Source organism: Heyndrickxia coagulans DSM 1 = ATCC 7050 (assembly GCF_000290615.1).
GTDB classification, from domain to species: Bacteria; Bacillota; Bacilli; order Bacillales; family Bacillaceae_C; genus Weizmannia; species Weizmannia coagulans.
This window is the reverse complement of sequence record NZ_ALAS01000145.1, coordinates 1-15,757: the sequence shown is the minus strand read 5'-3', so window position 1 is coordinate 15,757 and position 15,757 is coordinate 1. Positions and strand designations below refer to the sequence as shown.

The window sequence follows — 15,757 nt, the reverse complement described above, 5'->3', positions numbered from 1 at the left end:
CGGCGGAAAACAGCGAATGTTTTCTTTACGGGCTCACTCAGCTGTTTCGCCAAGCCGGAGGCGTCCCGAGAAAACTGCGCATCGACAATTGGCGAACAGTGCCAGGTACTGTTCGCCATGAAACAATATTCAATGCTCTTACAGGATATACAGAGAAAAGGAATGAAGTTCATTTATTTCATTCATTAAATAAACTGCTTAAATCAACAAAATGTATTTATATGAATTTCCTATACCTAAAAAAGACGTACCCTTCTAACGGTGCTAGGCACACATTAGATATATTTGCAATTCATAATAATAAAATATTATATTTGTCACCATTACTCGATGATTGGGAAATTGTAGACAATTTTCAGTACGATGACTCTCTGTTGATAGTTACATGCACCTATGAAAGGATGCAGTGGAAATATCGAAACCATATATTTTATAGGGACATATTATTAGAGTTGGGTCACTTAAAGGAAATTCTTGAATTTTTGGGCATCAGGGAAACAAAACGAGATAAAAAGCGAGAGATAGTGGATGAGTTTAATAGACGCCTTAATTTCAGGGATTTCTACACAGAGGTGAATGGCATATATGAAATCGATAGATAGTGACATTTAGAAAATAAAATTCCAATCAAAAAACAGGCCTTCTCCTATTACAAATGTCACCACTGGTTACATTTTACTCTAGGGTAGGCGAGGGCCTACCTGTTTTTCAAAATTACGGTTGTGGGAAGAAACGGTGATGGCATAGAGCAGTTGTGTGTACAGCTGTTCCACTGGCTCAACTAAGACCTGTTTTCAAGAGCGAATCATCCGAATATCTAGATCATCTGTATGATTATATAGAGTTATGTAGATTTTCGGAACCAGCGTATATGGAAGAATATTTTGCTGTTGACAGCTTCCCCGGGATGGTGATATATTTACCTCGAAAAGGTTAAGAAGCTCGGGAACTTAACCAAAAAGGGATATAATAAGACCGTCAGTCGGAGGCGGTGTCTTTCAGTGTTGTGAGGTGCTTAGCAATCGGAGCTAAGTACAAGAGAATCAGAAAAGGCGTCAGCATCGAAGCTGGCGCCTTTAGTATGTCAAAGGGGGAAACCAAATGTGAAGAGAGTGATGGTATTTATCGATGGCAATAATTTTGAAGCTGCTCTTACTGCCTTGTACGGATCCCAGCAGAGGGTGGACTATTTAAAGTTGGCAGAATACGTGGCTGCCCGGAGAGATGGGATGCTTCAGCGCATTTATTATTACACGGCAGTCGGAAATTTGGATAAAGCAAAAACAGCAGCAACGAAATCATTTATTGAACATTTAAATAAAAAGATTCCAAAATGTATAGCGAAACTGGGCTATTTAAGTGTTGTCGGAACGGACGCGTCGGGCAATCCCATTTTTACAGAAAAAGGAACAGATGTAAATATAGCGGTAGATCTGGTCTCACTTGCTTTTCATAACGGTTATGATGAGGCAATATTATTCAGTGCCGATACGGATTACGAAGCAGCCATTAAAATGGCCAGAAGTTTGGGGAAAAATGTTGTTGCCGGCGTAGTCGACCAACAAAAAGCAGGTTATATGAAGGATCTTTGTGATGAGTATATCACTTTAAAAAAAGAAGACTTTAATCAGTGCATGCGTTAATGAAAAAGAAAGCTGCCTGGAGTCCGAGCCTCAAGGCAGCCAATGATGCGCTTGGCTGTATAGTTCGAATCTGTACAGCCTTCTAATCATGAGTATGAACGGACAACACGGGTTCATACCCATTTTCTTTCGACATTTTTATTCCCGGTTGAAAGAATGAAAAAACTGTCTGCCATGCAATCAGTGTGGGAATAGCTTTTATGATTTAGACAAAAATACGCGCGGCTTCCGCCATAAGATGAATGGCTTCCTTAGGGCGCAGCTTTAAATATCCATAATGACTGAATCTTTTTAAAAAGAAATATAAAATTCCCTGCTTGTCTGTTTAAGCATGCGCCGAAGCGGGGAAAGGTATTTTGCCAAATGTCCAGAAACGCCAAAGTGCATTCGACTTCATGGAAAGTTTATATATATTATAAATTAGAAATTTTTCCATCGTGGAAGTTTCAAAAAATATCATGCAAAGAAAACGGTATAAAAAAATTTTGCTTATACACCCTAAAAGATATAATACCCGCCCGAGAAAAAATACGGCTGGAGCGGGAAGAAACACGCTGGCACTTAAATAAAGCCTCATTTAGAATGATCTATTTTGAAAATTTGCGCTGATCCTGGTGCGGGTGAGAGGCAGCAGGAATGTCTGTATTCTCTATCCTGTAAGAAACGAGAGGTGGGTAAGATGGACTTAAGTCCGAAAGAAATTGCGGACGTAGCGATTGAAAAAGGAATAGCGAAAGCGAACAGCTCGTTTTTGTCAATGGTGGTGCTTGGCTTTTTGGGCGGGGCTTTTATTGCTATCGGTTATTTGGCGTATATCCGGGTGCCGGCATGATGCCGGGGAGCTGGGGCAGTTTTGACACATTTATGGGTGCCGCAGTGTTCCCGACCGGCCTGATCTTGATTTTGGTTGGCGGCGGCGAGCTTGTCACCGGCAATATGATGGCCGTCAGCATGGCCTGCTTTGACAAAAAGATTAACATCCTGCAGCTTATTTGGAACTGGTTGTGGATCACCATTTTTAACCTGATTGGTGCGCTATTTGTTGCCTACTTTTTCGGGCATTTTATCGGCTTGACAGAAGGGGATTTTTTGGCGAAAACCGTCCACACGGCAGAAATGAAGACGAGCGCGCCTTTTTGGCAGGCATTTGTCTCCGGGATCGGTTGTAACTGGCTTGTCAGCATGGCGGTCTGGCTTTGCTACGGCGCCAAAACGTTTGCAGGCAAAATCCTCGGCATCTGGTTTCCGATCATGGCTTTTGTGCTGATCGGGTTCCAGCACGTCGTTGCCAATATGTTCATTATTCCGGCCGCTATTTTTGCGGGGCATCTTTCATGGATGTTATTTTTGAAAAATATCATCGCGGTTTTCCTCGGAAATGCGGCAGGCGCAGTTGTGTTTGTCAGCATGCTCTACTTTATCGCATATAAAAAAGAAGGAGTTCAAAAGACAGACACTGCACTTTGAGACGGAGGGCTTCTCATAAAATGGGAAGCCCTTCATTAAAAATAGGGCCGCTTTGGGTCATTAAAACGTAAAATGCAAAGATTTGATAGAAAAAGCAGCAAAAGCTTGTGCTCCGCCTGTTTCTGCTTTATGGCAAACTAGATGCAGGACTTGGTGAATGAACCGGATAAAGACCATTTACCGAGCCCCGCGTATCAAAATGGATATCTACAGAGCTTCCCGGGCTAACGCCCATTTGCTGTCGCTCCCCATTTTTCTTAAATTTTGCATCATTCTATAAACTTCCGTACGAAAAACAACCTGTTCCTGAAAATTTTTAATGGAAAGAAAATCCAAATCTCTTTTTACAAACCTTCATCAAGATAAACCGCCGAAGCAAGCCCAAGAAACGGGTTATAAAAGCGGCTGTCATTGTGAAAGGTGATCAGCAGTGAAACAACCAGGATAACCAAAAAGGCGGCCATTGTTGCATAGTCTTTTAACTGAAAAGGGCGCGCACTGTACCAGGTGCGTTTTTTATTTTTTCCAAAGCCGCGCAGTTCCATGGCATTGCTGATGGTTTCAATTTTTTCGAGGCTCGACAAGATGAGCGGAATCAGGATGGAGGCGGCATTTTTTATCCGTTTCGGCAGTTTTTCTTTGCGTGACATATCTAAGCCCCTTGCCTGCTGGGAAAGGGCGATATTATGAAAGTCCCGCTGAATATCGGGAATATAGCGGAGCGCCAGGGCAACCGCAAATGAAATCCGGTAGCTGATCCCGATTTTATTGAGCGATGCGGCAAACTCGCTTGGATTTGTTGTTACGATAAACAGAAGTGCGGCTGGAATGACCGTGAAATATTTGAGTGTGACGTTAAACTGGTAAAAAAGCTGTTCCCACGTGATATTGTACCGACCGGCAATCGAGAACAGCACATGGCTTGTCCCGTAAATTCTCACGCCCTGTTGCGGCGAAAAGATATAAATCGCAATGTTGTTCAAAAGCAGAAAAGCAAGGATAAAAAGCAAAATAAATAATATTTCCCGGATCTTGATGCGTGAAATTTTAAAAATAACAAGGCTCAAAAGAAAAAGAAAAAGGAGCACACGCGTATCGTAAGTAAGCATAGCCGCAAAAGACCACGTCAAAAAGCAGATCAGCTTTGTCGCGCCGGCCAGTTCATGGACGGGGGATTTCCGCTCAATATAAGACAGCATTTCGGTTGCCATTTGGCTATAGCCCCCTTTCGTACGTGATAAAGCGTTCCGTGAAACGCTCCGGGTTCAGATGCAGCCGGCTTGCAAGCGTATAGAGGGATGTCTCTTTTAAGTTGGCGCGCCGGATCATATCAGAATGGCCTAAAATTCCGGCAGCCGGACCGTCGGCAATTTTTTCTCCGTCTGCAAGCACAATGGCGCGCGGCGTATACTCCAGCATGAGGTGCATGTCATGGGTGATGAAGAGAATCGTGATACCTTTTTTATTCAATTCCGCCAAAAACTCCATGATTTCATGGTAATGCATATAATCCTGGCCGGCAGTCGGCTCATCGAGAATCAGAATGTCCGGCTCCAGCACGAGAATAGAAGCAATCGTTACCCGTTTTTTCTGGCCGAAACTAAGCGCGGATACCGGCCAATTCCGGAAAGAGTAAAGTCCGCAAAGCCGCATGGCATTTTCTGTACGGCTTTTGATCTCTTCCGGTGCAATCCCACGGTTGGCCAGGCCGAGCGCAATTTCATCGAAAATCATATGTTTTGAGATCATCTGGTTTGGATTTTGCATGACCATGCCAATCCGAAGCGACCGTTCTTTAATGGTGTCGTTTGTAATGTCTTTCTCTTTGTAAAAAATTTTTCCGGAAGAAGGTTGTTCAAAGCCGCAGATCAGACGTGACAACGTTGATTTTCCTGCGCCATTTTTTCCAACAATGCTTACCATTTCCCCTTTTTGGATGGTAAAAGAAAGGTTTTTGAGCACAGGCTGCCCGGGTTTATACGAAAAAGACAACTGACGGATTTCAAGCACCGGTTCTGTTTCAATGCGGGCAACCGGCTTTTTAGCAGCATGTTTATACCAGTTTAAAAGGGCATCTCTGCACCGGCCGAGTTGAAAAGTATCCAGGTGTGCCGGCTGCATCTCCGGTGTGATGCGGCAGCCGGCATATTTTGCAGCTTTGACATAAAGCGGCTCCCGGACATGGCACGTTTCCAGCACGGAAGAAGAAAGCAGTTCATCCGGCGTGCAGTCGCTGATGATTTTGCCGTCATCTATGACAATGACCCGGTCTATTTTTTCAGCCAGCACATCCTCAAGCCGGTGTTCAATGATCAAGACGGTCACATTTGTTTTTTTCCGGATGTCCGAAATAAGCTCCATGGCTTGCTTTCCGGTTGCCGGGTCGAGATTTGCAAGCGGTTCGTCAAACAAAAGAATCCCTGTATTGTTCACCATTACACCGGCAAGAGACACTTTTTGCTTTTGGCCGCCTGATAATTCATGGACACGTGCGGCAAGTTTGTTTCTAATGCCGACTGTCCGTGCTGCTTCATCAACAGCATCATGCATGTCACGGAGCGGAAGGCCTTCATTTTCCAGAGCAAAAGCGATATCCTCGCCGACGGTTAAGCCGATGAACTGCCCGTCCGGATCCTGCAGCACCGTCCCGACTGATTTGGATATGGAGAAAATATCCATATCTTTTGTTTCTTTTCCGTTTATCTTTAAACTACCAGACACCTCACCTTTGTAGGAAAAAGGAATGAGGCCGTTGATGCAATGACCGAGTGTGCTTTTCCCCGACCCGGACTGTCCGAGAATCAGCACACTTTCCCCTTCATAAATTGTCAAATTGATATCATGCAGGGTAGGGGTGGCCTGGCTTCTGTATTGAAACGTATAATTCCGGAATTCAATGACAGGCTTTTTCATCTTTTCCTCCCGTTGTTCTCTTATTCTTTTCGGAGACTGCCGCTTTTGCTTCTCGTTTTCGCGTAAGCACCAATCAGCAATGTTCCGATGATGCCGACAGTCACCATGTTGGACACGCCCGCGACAATGCCTTGCAAAAATACTTTGTTGGCAGGTTCCGCGTAGATGAGGATGTCGAGCAAAGGGGCAACAAGAAACCATCCGATTGCCTGGGCAATGACCTGTACGATATTAAACAGAAAAATCTTTTTGCCGTTTAGAATGCCGGAATCGATGTCTATTTTTTTCGAAACAAGGCCGAATAAGAAGCCGACAAGGGTGGAAACGATCACCCAGCTCCACCAGATAGATCCGTAGGAAATGGCATCCTTCAACGCGTGCCCGATCAGGCCGATCAGGGCGCCTGCAACCGGGCCGTATACAATCGACATAAGGGCAAGAAAAGCATAAGACGTTTCAATGGTTGTATTCGGGATGCCGGTCGGGATGGAAACAAACCTGCCCAAAATAATGAAAATGGCAGCGCCAATCCCAATTGCAACAATTGTGACGATCGATCTTCTGTTTGATTGCATGTCGTGATTCCCCCTATTTTTGATAGACAATTTTCGGCGCTTTCCGGATGGTAATGTTCCATTTGATGCCGGTATCGATATGGTAGGCTTTTGCGAAAGAGCCCTGGTTGATGGCGATGCCGAGTTTGTACAGGGAATTGATGTATAAAAGCGGTTCGCCAATATGGCTGTCGGCAAAAGAATGGCCGAATGTCATAATGTTTTTGTAGTGCTGGCGGGATTCGTTAAAAATCGTGACTTCGAACGAATCGCCGTAGTTGACGTCCAATTGTCTGAACAAGGAAGAATCGATATTGGTCCATAAATTGCCGAAGCGGACATCCAGCGTGTCGATCGTGCCTGTAATCACGCCATCCTGAAGCTCCGGTGCTTTTCTCGGCAGTTCAATAATGGAGCCAGCCGGGATTTCCGGCCCGATTTCTTCAAAACGGATCACCCCGGCAGCCAGTTTCGCGCCGGTGTAGGCGTACACATCCCGGCCGTGAAACGTATACGATTCTTCTGAATGCGGGAGCCGGTTGGCGGTTTCATCAATTTCTCTGGCGGCCACAATGGTGTCTTTAATGTGGGTCAGGGTGCCGTTATCCGGTGTGATGATGTACTGGCCGTTTGCCGTTTTGGCGGCAATACTGCGCCGGTCGGATCCGACACCGGGGTCGACCACGCTCACAAACACGGTATCCGCAGGCCAGTAGGAAATGGTCTGGTACAGCCGGTAAGAAGCTTCCCAAATATGATATGGCGGAATTTCATGGGTCAGGTTAAAGATTCGGAGCGCCGGGTCAACCGAGATTGCCACCCCGTTCATCGCGGCTACGGCGCCGTCGCATAATCCGAAATCTGTTTGAAGTACCAATGGTTTTGTCATGTCAGTTCCTCCTTGAATTTTGAAAAATAAAAAACCACGCCCCTACACGATAAGGGCGTGGTTTGAATTCACGCGGTACCACCTTCATTCACTGTTTACTCACATAAACAGCCTTAGCCAGTACGGGAGCCTGCAATCTCCTTATACTGCGGCGCTTTAACGGGCGCTCTTCCCGCCGGAACCTACTTGCAGCTAAGCTTTCAGCACGGAACTCCAAGGCCATTTTTCCGATCCGTCCTTTTGCTTCTTTTCAGCAACCGAAGCTCTCTGTGAAAATTCGTGGACCGTACTTTTCCTTTTCCTCGTTTTTGGAATGAACTTTGAATTCATTATAGGATTAATCATTTGAAATTTCAAGAGAAGATTTTAAATTTCCTGCCTTTTTCATCAAATGCCGTCTTCCAACTCCGGGCCGTGCCGTTTCCGGTTTGTTGCAGATGAAAACGGCACGGTTTCGCTGCTCCGCGTAAAGCGGTTTTGCCATTTCTCATTCCCCTTTTTGAAACGAAGGCTGCCGGAATACCGGTAGCCGTTCTATTTAAATCGTTTTTAAGCATGCAAAGAATAATTTCTTCTTTTCTTGCCGATTTCCTTTTGAAAAGTGCCATTTGTAAAATTTTTTTGCCGAATCAGCATGATTTTTAATGGGAAAAGAGTTGCTGTTTGGAGGAAAAAGGGAAAAGGTTGCATGAGCGAATAGTAAAATGAAAAAAGGGTGGTCCGTGATGAATGAAGAAAAAATGCGTTTTCCATTAAGCCCGCAGGCTGTTATAACAGGAGAGCATTACCGGTTTACCGTGCTGACACCGAAGCTGATCCGCTTGGAATACGCGGAAAACGGCGTATTTGAAGACAGGGCGACACAAACCGTGCTGAACCGGCAGTTTCCGGTCCCGGCATTCCGGAAGCTGGAAAACGATGTTTCGCTTGAAATCATCACCGAAGCTTTCCATCTGCACTACCTTAAGAAAGGCCCGTTTTCGCCGAATGCGCTTTTTATCGATGTAAAAAGCAATTTTACAAATTACAAGAACCGCGGAAGGCGGCTTGCAGATTTGGCAAATGAGTTTTGAAAGGAAAGTGCAAGTATAGAAATCGCAATCCAGACAATCCGGAACAAAACCGAGGGGGTTATTGCCATTAAAAAGGAACTTGCAGCGGGGTAATCCCGATTTGGAAAACGGCACGCTTGCTGGTTGCGAGTCAACCGGCAAAATCCGCCTCAACCTGTCGAAAAAAGACAAAATGAGAAAGGAAATCAGACTGCCTGCTTCGAATATCTTTATAGAAGAAGAGAAATTGAGGGGGAACCAAATGGACCGGATTGAACAGCTTGAACAAAGAGTGGCCGTTTTGGAACAGGAGGTGGCAACATTAAAAACTGGCCTTGCAGCGAAACAAGGAAACCGACCGGCCAAAATGGAAGCCAGTCAAAGTACCGTGCCATCCGCCACCGGCACGCCGGATAAACGGGTTGAAAAAACAGCACCGCGCCCCCAAAATGCTGAAACACCGGTGCAAAATGCTGAAATACCGGTGCAGAAAACGCCGGTTCAGGCGAAACCGGAACCGGTTGATTGGGAATACCGCCTTGGGAGGGTGTGGCTGCCGAGAATCTTTATTTTCGTGCTGCTTCTGGGCCTTATTTTTGCATTTACCATTGTGGCCATTGCGGGCACGGAACTAATCCGGATTTTGCTCGGTTTTGGCGTGGCCGCTGTGCTGTACTTTTTTGGGGAAAGGCAGATTAAGAAACAAATGGAGGCACTTGGAACCGTGCTGCTGTCCGGCGCCGTTTCCGTTGCCATTTTGACGACGTTTGCGATGCATGTTTTGTACGGCTTCGTGCCGCCTTTCATTGCATTTATCCTGAACCTGATCTGGATCGGGCTTGGGCTGTTTCTTTCTGACCGGCACCGTTCGGAAGCCATTGCGATTTTAACTGCATGTGCCGGGTATCTTGTGCCGTTTTTGGTTGAAGGAAAGGAACATGCCGCCCATTTTGTTATTTGGTATGAAACGGCATTTTATGCGCTTTTGCTCTTGTTTGCCGTCCGGAAATCTTACAAAGCGCTGTTTTATACGGCAAGTGGGCTGTGGCATGCCGCCGTTTTTATCCTTTATATCAATCTTTTGATCAATCAAGTTGGTGCAGGGATCTCGTATTCTGTTGTGCTTGGGGCGATCATTCAGCATGCGTTGCTTTGCTGGGTCGCTTTTTACAAGAAGGGAATAGGAGAGGCAACGGTGCCGGTCTTATTCTCAAGCTTTGTGCTGACAACCGGATGGGCTTATAGTACGCTGGAGGAAGTGCCGGGCATATTGCTGCAAGCATCGCTTCAACATGCGCTGTTTAATCTATACTTATTGGCCGCTGCAGTCGCTTACGGCTGGTTTGCCTACTACGGCCGGGAAAAACAAAACCGGGAGCAGATCTCTGTCTCCATTTCCATTTGTACAGTAAGCGTTGTTTATTTCCTATACCAGATTTTGCCTTACCATGTGCTAAATCTTGCCGTGTATTTTATTGTAGCCACGGTCGCCATTTATCTTGGCTTTCATTTTAAAGCAGTCATTCAGCAGGTTATCGGGTTATTGCATTATATTTTTACAACTTTTCAATTATTTTCCACCGCATGGATCCGGGATGTGTTCAGTGCGGAGACTTTCGTGTGGCTTGTTGTGATCGGGACGATGCTGTTTTTCTATCGGATGCTGGCTGCAGCTTCGTTGAAACAGGAAGGTCTGAAAAACTTTATGATCGCCGTAAATGCCTTTTTTCATCTTGTTTTTCTTACCCAGCTGGCAGGTGCGGTTGCAGAAAGCTGGTCCGTCAGCCTGCGGATGATGCTCCAGTCTTTTGTCTGGATGGTATATGCTGCAGCTGGAGTGGCGCTCGGGGTTTGGAAAGACAATAAGAAGATCCGGCTCGCGGGGATGATCCTGCTTTTGATCACGCTTTGTAAACTGATTTTTGTCGATATGCATACCGTCAACCTTTTCATCCGGACGATTTTGTTTATTGCGCTCGGGACAGTCGGGTTGCTTGTGTCAAGGCTGTTCTATGTGAAAAAATAGTGTTTTATTGCCTTGCACCTATCACCTGAAAGAAGGCAGGTGATAGGTGCAGTTTTTTTAAAAAAATATGGCTGAAGAGGCAGGCAGTTTCATACGAAACCTGCGCAAAAACAGGGCTGTGCCGGGCATTTCCGGTACAGCCCTGTCCTATTTTCCAAGTATATCCGTTTAGACGATGCATATATTGTATTGAAAAACGGTGAAATGAAAGCGCAATCATCCTTAAAAAGGGGCATGACAAGTGAAAGTATAATTGGAAAATGGAAAATTAACACAAATTGCCAACTTTATGTACGGGCTGAAACTGGTACGGAAACAATCGCGTTTCCGTCGTCGGTTTATTGATATGTTACAGGAGCGCGCTATATTGGTCGATCAAGACCGCATTGAGCTATTAAAAGAGCACTCAAAAAAAGATGAAAACGGAGAACCCATCATCCACGACGATACCTACGACGTGAAAGATATGAAGGCATTTAACGAAGATTTGCAAGAATTGTATTCTGAAAAAATGGTTATTGAAGGTGGTGATAATCGTGAAATGTTAAGGACAATTAAGGCGGTGTTAAAAAAATTTGAGGATACCGAATATGAGGGACAGCAATCGGAAATCTATGATTATCTATGTGACCAGCTTGGAGTAGATGACGAGGAAGACGAAAATGATGAAAAAGGAGTGGATGAAAAATGAGCGCTAAAATCCAATTTACAAATATTAACCTTGCAAAGGACAATGACGGAAATATTACCGGTGCAACGGTTCCAGTAACGGTGACATCTCAAATTGATTCGGCGTATTTTTCGACATCTGGCACGTATACCCTGACACGTGATGAGTTGACCAGTACCGGATTCGATATGGAAAAATTTGAAAAACTATTGTCACAGAAAACGGCGGAAAATCTATCCGCCATGGTGAACGACATGACGGCAGATAATACAGCAGAACAAGAGACAAATTAAAAACACATTTCTGCCCATCTTATGATAAATTAATAGTATGAAAAGAATATTTTTTATTTCCATAGTCTGCATTTTTGTTTTTAACCTGATGGGCTGCTCTTCCGCGGTTGCGAAAAAAGAAAAAAAGGAAACACTTATTATTGCTCACAGAGGAGCAGATGACCGGGCACCTGAAGAAACAATGCCCGCATTTAGGCTTGCCGTCAATGAAAAAGCTGATTATATTGAGTTGGATTTAAGGGAAACAAAAGACAACAAACTCATACTGATGCATGATCCAACTTTGGACAGAACTACAAATGGGAAAGGGGATGTAACACGTTACAGTTTGAAGCAAATCAAAAAGTTGGATGCGGGAAGCTGGTTCGGTAAAAAATACAAGGGCCAACGTATTCTTACCCTTGAAGAACTCATCAATCAGTATGGATCGAAAACAAATTATTTTATTGAAACCAGACGAGTCGGCAATGAATTAAAAATGGAGGAGCCATTGATCAGGCTTCTGAATAAAAAAGGCCTAATTAAGAAAAAGAAGGTAATGATTGAATCTTTTTCGGCAAGAAGCCTTGAGAAAATCCATAAATTGGATAGATCAGTTCCTCTCGTGCAACTAACGCTTTTTAAAAACAAAAAAGACTTCACTGATCAGAAAATAAGAGAATGGAGGAAGTACGCTGTTGGCATTGGCTTAGATGCAAAACTGGCTGACAAAAAATTAATCCAAAAAATGCACCAAAACCATTTGAAAGTATATGTATTCTTCTTTGATTCTAAAAAAGAAAAAGCAGAACAAAAAAGAGTCATAGAAGATGGAGCTGATGGCGTTTTTACAAATCATCTTACTTATACAAAGGCATTACTGAAATAAGCATCCGGGTGGGTGCTTTTTTTATTGCATGAAAGAAGGGCTTAAACGGTCGGGAAAATTTTAAAAACGCAGCTGAGGAAACAAGCTGCCGATTTGCAACCGTAATGGCGGTTGTTTTTTTGTGCAAGCGCTGTGTCCGGCATAGAAAAAGGCTTTTACAGGAAAAATAGCGGCGAAGCGGGCGCCGCTACCTGTTATTGGAGTTGTGCCGGGACAGAAGATGTGTGATAGAAAATATTTTCCCTTGTTAACTGAAAGTGCTGCAAAAATGCCTCAAAATAAGCTTCAAACGGTTCCCCATTACGCACAAGCCTGTCGAGGTGCTTGGCGATGCCGACAATTTCGGAAATCACAAGTTGCGGGTTCTGTTCTAGATTTTTCCGGAAATAAAAAATTTCTTCGTAGATCATTTCGTCCGGCGCCACACCCCGCTTTACAGCAGACCGCGTTTTTTCTTCGCGCTCGTAAATTTTGTTGATATACCGCTTCAGCAATTCTTCATATGTTTTTCTGTCCACCACCCCTTTATGGTGGGAAGTGATGAAAATTTGCGCATCTGTTTCCAACGTGGTTTTTGCGGATGCGATAAAGGCGTCAATGTCAGAGTCGGCGTTGTTGTACCACGGTCCGAAAGAGGCCAGGTCAAAATCGCCGGCAAACAGGACACCGTGTTCCGGAAAATACGGGCAGCAGTATCCTTCCGTATGGCCGGGCGCATGGATCATCAACATTTTCGTCCCATATACATTGAGCTCTTCCCCGTACGGATACCATTTTTCCGTAAGGTTCAGCACCGGCTGCCAGTGCGGGCGATTCCAGTTTTCAGGCGGTTTCTCAAACAGCTGCTTCATCCACTTTTTGCGGCTCTCCGGGTCGGCCGGGCTCAGCATACCGCTCGCTTTTGCCAGCTCTTCAACATCATTCAGTTTTTTTACATCATATGGATTGATTTGAATTTCGGCGTCTTTAAACAGGTACGCGCCCCAAATATGGTCCAGATGGTAATGGGTCAAATAAACAGACCGAATGGCGTATTCCTTTTTTATTTCATTTAAAATTTGAAAGCCGCTGCCGCAGTCAACCAGCGCCGCCCCCTGCCCGCCCTCGACGAGAAGCGAGGTACTGAACGGGACGCGGCTGCCGTTTTCCCCCGGAATGACGGTAAGCGGCCCGAATTTCGTATATGCCATGGGTAAGGCCCCCTTTAAAATGAATGATCATTCATTTTTCTTTATTATAATGAATTTGAACCATTTTGTCTATTGCAAAAATACCTTTAACAATCTTCCCATATACGCTCTCATTGCCTTTTCCAAATCATAACCCCCATCATGCAAGCACCAATCATACGTGACGCCCCGTGCTGCAATGAAGAGGTACTCCGTGATTTTTTCTGCAGGCATATCACGAGCCATCTGATGATTAGCCAAAAACGTACAAGAAGAGCGTCGGGAAATACCCGGTATAGTGCCGAGAAAAACGTGAGATATACGGAACAAAATCATCCTTGAGTTTGCGGGCATTCATTGGTATAGTAAAAATAGCACATTAAATTTTGACAACTTTCAATATTAAAGGGGAGTAGAAATGATCGAGTTTAAGAGCGTTTCTAAAGTTTATCCGAATGGGACACGAGGGTTAAACAATGTGAACCTGACGATACATAAGGGTGAGTTTGTCGTAATTGTCGGTCTTTCCGGCGCGGGAAAGTCTACATTACTGCGCTCAATTAACCGACTGCATGAAATCACGGAAGGTGAAATTCTGATTGATGGCAAGTCGATTACCGCTGCCAAGGGAAAGGAACTTCGTTATATCCGCCGTAATATCGGGATGATTTTCCAAAACTTTAACTTAGTGAAACGTTCTACGGTACTGCGTAATGTGTTATCCGGCCGTGTTGCCTACCATTCAACCCTCCGAACAATCTTGGGTCTGTTCCCGAAAAAAGATATGGATCTTGCCATGGATGCGTTGGAACGTGTAAATATAAAAGAAAAAGCGTATTCGCGTGCAGATGAATTATCTGGTGGGCAGCAGCAGCGCGTTTCGATTGCGCGGGCGCTCGCACAGGGGGCAAAAATCATTCTAGCAGATGAACCGGTAGCGTCGCTCGATCCGCTCACCACAAAGCAGGTAATGAATGACCTCAAACGGATTAACCAGGAGCTGGGGATTACAACGGTCGTAAATCTTCACTTCGTTGATTTGGCGAAGGCCTACGCGACAAGAATTATTGGCATCCGTGCCGGGAACATCGTGTTTGACGGCCCCGTATCTGAAGCGACAGATGATGTTTTCGCTGATATTTACGGCCGTAATCTGAAGGATGATGAGCTATTAGGGGGTGCGTTGTAATGGATGTAATCAGGCGGAAAAGAGTGGCAAGGATAAAGACAAGCCTGACCATCCTTTTCCTGATACTTATCATTTGGGGGAGCGCGCATACTACACAAGTCTCTTTGGCAGCATTGTGGGCAGGCCGCAGAAACATGGGGTCGTTATTGAATGAAATGTTCCCCCCTGACTGGCATTACTTCAGTTCCGTCACCAAGCCGATGCTTGCTACGATCCGCATGGCGATTTTGGGGACAACCTTTGGCGGCATCGCAGCGATTCCTGTTGCCCTGCTTGCATCAAGCAATGTTGTGAAAATACCGGTCATCTACCAAATTGCCCGCGTCATGATGAACTTGATCCGGACGCTGCCTGAGCTGCTGCTTGCCGCATTGTTCGTACCGGTTTTCGGGATCGGTGAAATACCAGGAATATTTGCGTTGGCGGTTTTTTCATTCGGGGTCATCGCCAAGCTTTTCTATGAATCGATTGAAGCGATTGACAGTGGGCCGCTTGAATCCATGACAGCGGTGGGCGCCAATAAAATCCAGTGGATCTTTTTCGGAGTAGTGCCGCAAGTGACGGCAAGCTATATGTCGTATTTCCTTTATAGTTTTGAAATTAATGTTCGTGCGGCAGCTGTTCTGGGGTATGTCGGCGCTGGCGGAATCGGACTGTATTTAAATAATGCCCTCGGTTTTTTCCAATATAACCAAGTGCTCACGATCATTTTATACACGTTTGTTGTCGTTCTGATCATTGATGGCTTAAGTAATCGGATAAGGGAGAAATTAATATGAGGGGTCAATCGGATTTGGTAAAAAAACCGCTGCTGAAGAGGATCAAAACATGGGCGGTTGTGCTGATTGTCGTTCTGATCTATGCATGGGCATTCGGCAGTGCACCCCATCTTGAATTAAAAGATACGGCGGCACAGGCATTAAAAGCGATCATTCTGTCCGCAGCCACCTTCAATGTCGGTTGTATGGCCAGTGGCAGTGACGGGGCAACTGTCTATCGGCCACCCACAATGCCACTGGCATTT

Annotated in this window: 15 protein-coding genes, 2 pseudogenes and 1 other annotated feature; of the genes and pseudogenes, 11 read left to right on the top strand and 6 right to left on the bottom strand. The window is 45.0% G+C overall.

Annotated features, from left to right (window positions below; translation table 11 throughout):
• From IC21_RS17305 to IC21_RS07525, 3 genes and pseudogenes are all read left to right on the top strand, one after another.
• The coding region (locus IC21_RS17305; RefSeq protein WP_035180718.1) for a nitroreductase family protein at positions 1–602 on the top strand (602 nt) is incomplete at its 5' end.
• Between the two features lie 501 nt (positions 603–1,103).
• The gene (locus IC21_RS07530; protein WP_035176540.1) at positions 1,104–1,643 is read left to right on the top strand and encodes an NYN domain-containing protein; all 540 of its coding nucleotides are present in this window, start codon (positions 1,104–1,106) and stop codon (positions 1,641–1,643) included.
• A 679-nt stretch (positions 1,644–2,322) separates the two neighbouring features.
• A pseudogene (locus tag IC21_RS07525) lies at positions 2,323–3,110 on the top strand (formate/nitrite transporter family protein).
• 344 nt (positions 3,111–3,454) lie between these two features.
• On the opposite strand, the gene IC21_RS07520 reads toward IC21_RS07525, so the two are convergent.
• The 5 genes from IC21_RS07520 to IC21_RS16695 form a co-directional block, all read right to left on the bottom strand.
• Positions 3,455–4,321 carry an energy-coupling factor transporter transmembrane component T family protein gene (locus IC21_RS07520; RefSeq protein WP_017552435.1) on the bottom strand — a complete coding sequence of 289 codons (867 nt, stop codon included), beginning with the start codon at positions 4,319–4,321 and terminating at the stop codon, positions 3,455–3,457.
• A 4-nt stretch (positions 4,322–4,325) separates the two neighbouring features.
• Positions 4,326–6,023, bottom strand: a complete 1,698-nt coding sequence (locus IC21_RS07515) for an ABC transporter ATP-binding protein (RefSeq protein ID WP_029142742.1) — start codon at positions 6,021–6,023, stop codon at positions 4,326–4,328.
• A gap of 20 nt (positions 6,024–6,043) precedes the next feature.
• Entirely contained in the window at positions 6,044–6,598 is a 555-nt protein-coding gene (locus tag IC21_RS07510) for an ECF-type riboflavin transporter substrate-binding protein (protein ID WP_013858409.1), read from the bottom strand.
• Between the two features lie 13 nt (positions 6,599–6,611).
• Positions 6,612–7,466 (bottom strand): SAM hydrolase/SAM-dependent halogenase family protein, encoded by an 855-nt coding sequence (locus IC21_RS07505; RefSeq protein ID WP_013858410.1) that lies wholly within the window; start codon positions 7,464–7,466, stop codon positions 6,612–6,614.
• Between the two features lie 48 nt (positions 7,467–7,514).
• Positions 7,515–7,778 (bottom strand) — a binding site (T-box leader).
• Between the two features lie 25 nt (positions 7,779–7,803).
• Complete coding sequence (locus IC21_RS16695) at positions 7,804–7,950, bottom strand: hypothetical protein (protein WP_017552432.1); 147 nt, start codon at positions 7,948–7,950, stop codon at positions 7,804–7,806.
• 241 nt (positions 7,951–8,191) lie between these two features.
• Here IC21_RS16695 and IC21_RS07495 point away from each other — a divergent pair, with 241 nt between their 5' ends.
• The 5 genes from IC21_RS07495 to IC21_RS07475 all read left to right on the top strand — a co-directional run bounded on the left by IC21_RS07495 (position 8,192) and on the right by IC21_RS07475 (position 12,375).
• Positions 8,192–8,539, top strand: a complete 348-nt coding sequence (locus tag IC21_RS07495) for a hypothetical protein (RefSeq protein WP_029142744.1) — start codon at positions 8,192–8,194, stop codon at positions 8,537–8,539.
• A 100-nt stretch (positions 8,540–8,639) separates the two neighbouring features.
• A complete protein-coding gene (locus IC21_RS07490) occupies positions 8,640–10,544 on the top strand; it encodes a DUF2339 domain-containing protein (protein ID WP_234969599.1) in 1,905 nt (634 codons plus the stop codon).
• Between the two features lie 253 nt (positions 10,545–10,797).
• Positions 10,798–11,235 carry a hypothetical protein gene (locus IC21_RS07485; RefSeq protein ID WP_234969601.1) on the top strand — a complete coding sequence of 146 codons (438 nt, stop codon included), beginning with the start codon at positions 10,798–10,800 and terminating at the stop codon, positions 11,233–11,235.
• A complete protein-coding gene (locus IC21_RS07480) occupies positions 11,232–11,507 on the top strand; it encodes a hypothetical protein (RefSeq protein WP_013858419.1) in 276 nt (91 codons plus the stop codon). The genes IC21_RS07485 and IC21_RS07480 overlap by 4 nt, the downstream gene beginning before the upstream one ends.
• 37 nt (positions 11,508–11,544) lie before the next feature.
• The gene (locus IC21_RS07475; protein ID WP_017554085.1) at positions 11,545–12,375 is read left to right on the top strand and encodes a glycerophosphodiester phosphodiesterase family protein; all 831 of its coding nucleotides are present in this window, start codon (positions 11,545–11,547) and stop codon (positions 12,373–12,375) included.
• Positions 12,376–12,569: 194 nt separating this feature from the next.
• On the opposite strand, the gene IC21_RS07470 is transcribed toward IC21_RS07475, so the two are convergent.
• Complete coding sequence (locus IC21_RS07470; protein ID WP_019722143.1) at positions 12,570–13,565, bottom strand: MBL fold metallo-hydrolase; 996 nt, start codon at positions 13,563–13,565, stop codon at positions 12,570–12,572.
• A gap of 397 nt (positions 13,566–13,962) precedes the next feature.
• Between IC21_RS07470 and phnC the strand changes: the two genes are divergently transcribed.
• The 3 genes and pseudogenes from phnC to IC21_RS17300 form a co-directional block, all read left to right on the top strand.
• A complete protein-coding gene (phnC, locus tag IC21_RS07465; RefSeq protein WP_029142746.1) occupies positions 13,963–14,733 on the top strand; it encodes a phosphonate ABC transporter ATP-binding protein in 771 nt (256 codons plus the stop codon).
• Entirely contained in the window at positions 14,733–15,512 is a 780-nt protein-coding gene (gene phnE, locus IC21_RS07460; protein WP_013858423.1) for a phosphonate ABC transporter, permease protein PhnE, read from the top strand. Before phnC ends, phnE begins: the two co-directional genes overlap by 1 nt.
• Positions 15,509–15,757 (top strand): annotated as a pseudogene (locus IC21_RS17300) (hypothetical protein); the annotation flags it as partial. The gene phnE and the pseudogene IC21_RS17300, both read left to right, overlap by 4 nt.

Bases quoted from the DNA above. Each gene is read 5' to 3' on its own strand.
- IC21_RS07520 (WP_017552435.1), bottom strand. From the start codon at position 4,321: ATGGCAACCGAAATGCTGTCTTATATTGAGCGGAAATCCCCCGTCCAT.
- IC21_RS07515 (WP_029142742.1), bottom strand. From the start codon at position 6,023: ATGAAAAAGCCTGTCATTGAATTCCGGAATTATACGTTTCAATACAGA.
- IC21_RS07510 (WP_013858409.1), bottom strand. From the start codon at position 6,598: ATGCAATCAAACAGAAGATCGATCGTCACAATTGTTGCAATTGGGATT.
- IC21_RS07505 (WP_013858410.1), bottom strand. From the start codon at position 7,466: ATGACAAAACCATTGGTACTTCAAACAGATTTCGGATTATGCGACGGC.
- IC21_RS16695 (WP_017552432.1), bottom strand. From the start codon at position 7,950: ATGGCAAAACCGCTTTACGCGGAGCAGCGAAACCGTGCCGTTTTCATC.
- IC21_RS07495 (WP_029142744.1), top strand. From the start codon at position 8,192: ATGAATGAAGAAAAAATGCGTTTTCCATTAAGCCCGCAGGCTGTTATA.
- IC21_RS07480 (WP_013858419.1), top strand. From the start codon at position 11,232: ATGAGCGCTAAAATCCAATTTACAAATATTAACCTTGCAAAGGACAAT.
- IC21_RS07475 (WP_017554085.1), top strand. From the start codon at position 11,545: ATGAAAAGAATATTTTTTATTTCCATAGTCTGCATTTTTGTTTTTAAC.
- IC21_RS07470 (WP_019722143.1), bottom strand. From the start codon at position 13,565: ATGGCATATACGAAATTCGGGCCGCTTACCGTCATTCCGGGGGAAAAC.
- phnC (WP_029142746.1), top strand. From the start codon at position 13,963: ATGATCGAGTTTAAGAGCGTTTCTAAAGTTTATCCGAATGGGACACGA.
- phnE (WP_013858423.1), top strand. From the start codon at position 14,733: ATGGATGTAATCAGGCGGAAAAGAGTGGCAAGGATAAAGACAAGCCTG.